The 6551-nt window shown below is 51.2% G+C and carries 10 protein-coding genes; 4 read left to right on the top strand and 6 right to left on the bottom strand.

The window, feature by feature from the left end:
- The 4 genes from AC5OW4_RS06925 to AC5OW4_RS06910 form a co-directional block, all read left to right on the top strand.
- The coding region (locus tag AC5OW4_RS06925; RefSeq protein WP_493676816.1) for a PTS system mannose/fructose/sorbose family transporter subunit IID at nt 1–687 on the top strand (687 nt) is incomplete at its 5' end.
- Between the two features lie 188 nt (nt 688–875).
- Nucleotides 876–1127: a DUF3990 domain-containing protein gene (locus tag AC5OW4_RS06920; RefSeq protein WP_295768561.1), complete on the top strand. Its 252-nt coding sequence runs from the start codon at nt 876–878 to the stop codon at nt 1125–1127.
- The gene (locus AC5OW4_RS06915) at nt 1127–1366 is read left to right on the top strand and encodes a hypothetical protein (RefSeq protein ID WP_006057910.1); all 240 of its coding nucleotides are present in this window, start codon (nt 1127–1129) and stop codon (nt 1364–1366) included. The genes AC5OW4_RS06920 and AC5OW4_RS06915 overlap by 1 nt, the downstream gene beginning before the upstream one ends.
- 2 nt (nt 1367–1368) lie before the next feature.
- Complete coding sequence (locus tag AC5OW4_RS06910; RefSeq protein ID WP_039863790.1) at nt 1369–1581, top strand: DUF3791 domain-containing protein; 213 nt, start codon at nt 1369–1371, stop codon at nt 1579–1581.
- A 159-nt stretch (nt 1582–1740) separates the two neighbouring features.
- Here the strand turns inward: AC5OW4_RS06910 and AC5OW4_RS06905 are convergent, their stop codons facing one another.
- The 6 genes from AC5OW4_RS06905 to AC5OW4_RS06880 are packed head-to-tail and all read right to left on the bottom strand — an operon-like array spanning nt 1741 to nt 6549.
- Nucleotides 1741–2829 carry an SIS domain-containing protein gene (locus AC5OW4_RS06905; RefSeq protein WP_308560100.1) on the bottom strand — a complete coding sequence of 363 codons (1089 nt, stop codon included), beginning with the start codon at nt 2827–2829 and terminating at the stop codon, nt 1741–1743.
- Between the two features lie 12 nt (nt 2830–2841).
- Nucleotides 2842–3546 (bottom strand): GntR family transcriptional regulator, encoded by a 705-nt coding sequence (locus AC5OW4_RS06900; RefSeq protein ID WP_072685451.1) that lies wholly within the window; start codon nt 3544–3546, stop codon nt 2842–2844.
- Nucleotides 3547–4218, bottom strand: coding sequence for a hypothetical protein (locus AC5OW4_RS06895; RefSeq protein WP_195548139.1), 672 nt, complete (start codon nt 4216–4218; stop codon nt 3547–3549).
- Nucleotides 4211–4933 (bottom strand): N-acetylmannosamine-6-phosphate 2-epimerase, encoded by a 723-nt coding sequence (locus AC5OW4_RS06890; protein WP_006057916.1) that lies wholly within the window; start codon nt 4931–4933, stop codon nt 4211–4213. Before AC5OW4_RS06890 ends, AC5OW4_RS06895 begins: the two co-directional genes overlap by 8 nt.
- A 25-nt stretch (nt 4934–4958) precedes the next feature.
- Nucleotides 4959–5801 carry a PTS system mannose/fructose/sorbose family transporter subunit IID gene (locus AC5OW4_RS06885; RefSeq protein WP_083538638.1) on the bottom strand — a complete coding sequence of 281 codons (843 nt, stop codon included), beginning with the start codon at nt 5799–5801 and terminating at the stop codon, nt 4959–4961.
- Nucleotides 5782–6549 carry a PTS mannose/fructose/sorbose/N-acetylgalactosamine transporter subunit IIC gene (locus tag AC5OW4_RS06880; protein WP_006057918.1) on the bottom strand — a complete coding sequence of 256 codons (768 nt, stop codon included), beginning with the start codon at nt 6547–6549 and terminating at the stop codon, nt 5782–5784. Before AC5OW4_RS06880 ends, AC5OW4_RS06885 begins: the two co-directional genes overlap by 20 nt.
- Between the last annotated feature and the right edge of the window lie 2 nt (nt 6550–6551).

Here is a 6551-nt window from a genome sequence, read left to right as displayed (position 1 = left end):
AGTTCAGACGTGTGCTCTTCCGATCTAGAAGCCCTGATCCGTCACAACGTCATGTTCAATACGACCTGCGCTTTCGTACCGTTTTGTCTGGGCATCACCTGCGCGATGGAAGAGGAATACGCCAACGCACCGGAAGGTACGTTTGATCCACAGTCGATCAGTTCCGTCAAGATCGCTTTGATGGGACCGCTGGCCGGGATCGGCGACAGCTTCTTCTGGGGAACGTTCCGGGTAATCGCCTGCGGGATCGGCGCTCCGCTGGCTGCGGCCGGCAATCTGCTCGGGGTCGTGCTGTATCTGTTGTTGAATTTACTGCCGTCAACCTTGACCCGTGTCTATGGCTTTAAGCTGGGGTATCAGGGTGGCCGGGAATTCCTGGCGAAAATCCAGGCTGACGGCACTCTGGAAAAAGTGACGGAGGCCGCAAAGATTCTGGGTCTGGTCGTCATCGGCGGACTGGTTCCGACGATTGTCGCGGTGCCGGTCTCCCTGCAGCTGAACATGGGCGGCGGTTCGTTTATTCTGGCGGATGTTCTCAACAGCATCATGCCGAATTTACTGCCGTTGGTCTTATCTGTCGTTGTTTATCATTACATCCAGAAAGGAGTCAGCGTCAACAAGCTGTTATTCCTTTTGTTGGGCTTAGGCATTTTATTAACGGCGGTCGGTTTCTTCCCGATGGGATAAGCTGGCAAAGATAGTTTCAGGATAAGCAGGCTGAGAGATCGCCTGCTTTTTCGGATTATAGAAGTAGGAATAAAGTTTCCTACTCGACCTAGGATTAGATGAGCATAAACTATTGATATTAAGAACAAATCATGTGTGGGATATTCAGTTGATCTTAGTGTTTTATTAAGGGTTTCTGAAATTAGGATATACTATTTTTTTTCGTATCAGATAACAGATCAGGCAACTATGCGGGAGAAACATCTGACTTTATCCTGGGACCTGTTGCTAACGATAATGTTTACACCACATTTACCCTTTATACCGCTGGAGCATTGACTAAGGAACAGACCTTGGAGGCTCTTAAAATCAAAAAGCTGTATAATCAGTTAGTGCTCACCTCAGGAAAAGCGTTAAGCTACTTAAAGTTTATTGGCACGGTGCCGGAGGAGGAATTTTAATGGAAAAGCAGAAATTTGAAGCGATGCTCATACTTCTTGTTCCGCAGGTAGTCCACCTGATCACTGAGAATTACCCGTTTGATGAAGTTACTGCCTCTAAAGAATTTTATGACTCTCAGGTATATTCTTTTCTGGAGCAGGAAGATACGAAGTTGTGGCATTTGAGTGCGCTGACTTTGTTCAATATGTTCGATGAAGAAAAAAAGACAGGCACATTCACATTCCCGGAGGAGGCATGAAGATGAGTAAGGAAGGTAATTTTTTAATCTATTGTATCGAAAGGTATAAATCCGCAAAAGGCTTAACCGGCAGACAGGTTTCTGAATTGTTCACAAAATACCGTGTATGGGATTACATCTATTCTTGTTTTGAAGCTTTGCATACAACCGGAGAAAAGTATATTGTTGAAGATATTGATCTGTATATTGAAGCCAGACAATCAGCGATGGTTTAACTGCAAAACCGGAAATAAAATGAATCGGAACCTGCTCATTCTATATGAAAAGCGCTGCCACCAAGGACAACGCTTTCTAATAGAACTTTCTGCCGAAAATGATCCTTTGGCAGACGCAGCATTTCACTTCCTGGATTCGAGGAAAGGGAGGAAAACGATCTAGTAAGTATAGCTGCCCATCTTTTTGTGGAAATCCGGATCGCTGGCAACGTTGCAGTCTATGCCCAGATCCAGCGATAATTTTCTCGCCAGCACCTGCAGCGGCACAATATACTCCATCGTTGCGAAATACGGATCGTTGACAAACGGATAAACGAAGTTGTGCGGATCCTCAGCTTGGGAAGCATCCGAAGTGATCACATAGTTCAGGTTATGCCGCTCGCGGGCGAAGTAATCGCGCATCCGCAGACAGCGTTCAAAATACTGCCCCGGGCAAGCCAGATAAACCATCGTCGTGTCTTCGTGAATCGAATGATACACGCCGTGCATGAATTCTTCCTGTTCGTAACCGACGACGCTGTAACGCACGGCTTCCAGAATTTTCAGCGTGCCTTCCATCATGGCCGAAATACAGCTTTCATAGCCGACCAGAATCATCCGGCGGCAAGGAAGCAGATCTTCCTTATTGCGCAGATACCACTGGCTCGCCTGTTCCGCAATCTCCGGAATGTTGTCGCAGGTTTTCACCATCTGTTCCGTTAACCGCGTTTTCTCTTCTTCTGAAATCCGGCCTAAACGCACCGCCAGCTTCATGCCCAGAAGCATAATCGTCGCCATCGTGCCGATATACCCCTTGGTCTTCGGGCCGGCATATTCCATGCCGATCGCCAGCAATATCGTGACGTCCGCATGATCGCTGACCGGTTTGCCGGCCTCGCCGGTAACAACAATCGTCTTTAAGCCCAGTTTCCGCGCTTTATCCAGCGCCGCGATCGTGGAAGAACTGCGGCCGGCCTGGGAAATTCCGATGACCAGCGTATGCGGGTTCAGAATCAGTTCATTGTCCTTAAACTGCATCGGATAGCTGGCAAAGACCTTAACCTTCAGCACATCCTCAAGCAGCTTTTTACAAGCCAGCGCGCCGTGATAGGATGTGCCTGATCCGACGACATAGATCTGTTCGATCGTGCCGTCTGCGCAGTAATCCAGCGCTTCTTTGAATATTTCATCCTGGTGCTCGACGATGTTGCGCACCGCCGGCTTGGATTCCAGGATATACTGGTACATATCCCAGTTTTTTTCCGTCATGAATTAGCCTCCTTATTGATTGACTGTCCGGTAGTAATAGTTATAACGGGAGCCGATATACAGCATCTCCGTGTATTCGATCAGATCGTCGTCCTGGTCGTACATCCAGGTGATGTTACGCAATAACGCCACATCCTTGATTTTCAACAACCGCTTTTCTTCTTCCGTCGGCATCATCGCCGTCATCTCGCCATCACTGTACTTAAACTGCGCCCCGTTTTCCTGCATGATCTGATAGACCGAGCCTTCGATCTTCCGCAGATCCACGCTCGACATGTATTTCTGCGACAGATAGGTATAGCTGATCGCGATCGGCGTTTCATCCGCCGTGCGGATGCGCACGATATAATGAATCGCATCGTCCGGACTCAGCTTCATTTTTTCCATCAGCTTCGGCAGTTTATCCGCCCGCTCGATCCGATATTCGATCAGAATCGCGCCCGGCTTCTGCCCCATCTTCGTGATGTCGTCGGTAAAACTCGTCAGGTTGCCGATCGCCTTGACGATCTGTTGGTTGTCGACAAAGCTCCCTTGTCCTTTGACCCGGCGGATACAGCCTTCCTGGGCCAGAATGTTCAGGGCCTTGTTCGCGGTCATGCGCGAAACCTTAAACGCCTGCGCAATTTCAATTTCGTTAGGTAGTTGATCGCCCGGCTTGAGCACTTTATCGACGATCTGTTGACGGTAGTAATTAATTATTTGTTCATATTTATTCATTTAATCCAGCTCCGAGGGATCGCTGATCATCGCCATCAGCGATTTTCTATTCTTATCATTATTAGTATACCGCATTGCCTGGTTCAGGTAAATCTCTACCTGTTCCGGCTGGTCCTCATAATGGTAAAGTTTAGCCAGACGGAAAGCGATCAGCGACTTGATTTCGTCGTTTTCACATTCCGGCAGCGCCTCGGTCAGCTCCTGGATTAACGTGGTGTCTTTCTGGATGTAAATGCGGTCAAGCTGTTCCACTTCCCCGCGGATCAGTTCCGCTTTCTGCCCCTTTTTCCCGATTAACAAAGGCATCAGCTGATCGCGGCAGGTCTCGGCCAGCGCGCGGTCGCGAAATTGCAGGGCGTAGCCGAACATCCGGGAATCAAGCGCGATCTTTTCATCCGCATTCATCTTCAGCGAAGCGAACTGCGCGTAGGTCGCGCGAACCTGATCATGATCCTGCAGATCAATGAAATAGTTCAGCTTCATCATCAACAACGACACCTTGGAAAAATTAAATCGGCAGTAAGGGGAATCGAGCAGTTTGAGAAAGCTGTCCGTATCCTGTTTCATTTTGAATGTATACAGCTTCCGCAGCGCTTTCTCGCTCACCCATTTTTTATAGATCACGCTGCCGAACAAACACAGCAGCGTGATCCAGAGGATCGGATTAGTCATGGAACCGGTTCAGCGCCCGGGCAAACCGTTTGGCCGTGATGTGTGGACGCGTGATCGCGTTGCCGACAACGACGGCGTAAGCGCCCATATACAGGCATTGAACCGCGATCTCCGGTGTGGCGACCTTGCCCTCCATGATGACGCGGGCGCCGGTGCCTTTAACGGCGTCGACGATATCCCGAAGCAGGATATAATCCGGAGCGTCCTTGATTTCCAGCTTGTCGAAGGCGCCGGCTTTCGTATACCCGGCTAAGGTTGGGGCGACGAAATCCGCCCCCATTTCCGCGGCGATCCGCGCGTCCTCCGCAGTGCTGACATCGGCGAAGATCAGCGCTTCCGGAATGTTTTCCTTGATTTCCCGGATCGTTTCATACGCCAGCTTGCCATCGTCGCGGTAGTGATGTGTCGCCTGCACAGCGATGATCTCCGCGCCGGCTTCCCATACCGCTTTGGCCGCTTCCAGATTCGGCGTCAAATAGACATCTTTCACATTGCGGTTGATTTTCCAGATCCCGATGACCGGCAGATCGACCTGCGCCTTGATCGCCCGGATATCCTCCGGGGAATTCGCGCGAATTCCCTTCGCTCCTGCCCAGGCCGCGCACTCCGCGAACTTGACGGTAATGCCTTCCATATAATGAGGTTCCTCCGGCACCGCCTGGCAGGAAACGATTAAGCCGTCTTTCAGGCTTTCCAGAACTTCTTGTTTTTTCATCCCGTTTCACCCCTGTTTCATTCGATTACAACAGACCCAAAGCGACAGCCAGAACACCCAGAACCAGCAGGGCGATCATGATGACCGTACCGGAATAACGTTTCTGTAAGCCCCAGTAGCACGCGAAGGTCAGACCCAGCGGCAGAATCTTCGGGCAGATTGCGTCAAAGATCTCCTGCAGGACAACCTGCGCGCCGTTAATGTTGAGGACTGTAACCAGATTGACGTTGACCATTGAAGCCATCATTGCGCCAATAACGACCAGGCCCATGATGCGGGCGGCTTCCGTCAGCTTGTTCAGCGTGCCGTCTTCGGAAATCCGGGTCAGGAATTCGCTGCCGCCTTCATAACCGATTTTGAAGCCGACGCGGCGGACGATTTCCGATGGAATAAAGTTGATCAGGAAATACAGGATCGGGCCTAAGATGTTGCCGGCGACCGCTAACGGCGCGCCGACGCCGACGCCGATGACGCGGAAGGTGCCCCAGAAGAAGCTGTCACCGATGCCGGCTAACGGTCCCATCAAAGCTGCCTTAACGGAGTTGATCGAAGCGACGTCAAATTCGCCGTCCGGTGCGCTGGCGCACTGTTCCTCCATCGCGCAGGTGATCCCGATGATAAATGGACTCGGTGTGGTCGCACAGTTGAAGAATTCCAGATGGCGTTTGACGCCGGCCTTCATCTTCGCTTCATCCTCGCCGTACAGCTCGCGGATGGCAGGCATCATCGTCCAGGCGTAGCCTGTCGACATCTGACGTTCATAGTTGAAGCATCCCAATAATTGATAGTGACGATTATAAACTTTCTTTAAGGTTTTCGAGCTTAATTTCTTCATGCCGATCGTCATCTTACAGTTCCTCACTTTCATCGCTGGCGCTCATGGAGCCGGACTTGCCGCTCGGAGCGAACTGATAGTAAACATAGGCGCAGATTACGCCGATCACCGCTGCGGCAATCGTGCTGACGTTGAAGAAAGCGACTAAAGCGAAGCCCAGGAATAAGAACGCCGCGAACTTCTTGTCGAATGTCAGCTGAATCAACATCGCGATTCCTAACGCCGGAAGCAGGTTGCCGGACTGAGCCAAACCGGACTGGATAACGGCCGGAATGTTGTTGACGATCGCCGTGATGACGTCGCCGCCGATTAAGAAGCCTAAGAAAATCATCGTGAATTTGAAGACGAAGTACAGCGCGCTGCCCATCCAGTTGGACATTTCAACGCCCTTCCAGTCGCCCTTATCAGCGCATTTGTCAGCGCGGTGGGCGAAGGTGGTGTTGAGGATGCAGACGCCGATGGAACCAACCTGAGCCAGCAGCGCGATTGGAATCGCCAGGGCCAGCGTAGTTTCGTAGGAAGCGCCGGTTTTGATTGCCAGCGCAGTGGCCAGCGCACTGCCGACGACGACATCCGGTGGCGTGGACGTTCCGATACCGACTAAGCCCATCCAGACCAGTTCCAGATTACCGCCGATGATTAAACCCATGGTGAAATCCCCCATGATCAGGCCGACGATCGGGCCGATGAGAATTGGCCGGTCGAGCATGTGCTGACCGCCGATGCGGCTTTCCATGTAGATCAAGGTTGCGACGAGCGCGACTAAGAATCCCTGTAGCATAA

The organism is Holdemania sp. (genome assembly GCF_986127675.1).
The sequence above is the reverse complement of the archived record's forward strand: the minus strand, read 5'-3'. Positions and strand labels throughout refer to the sequence as shown.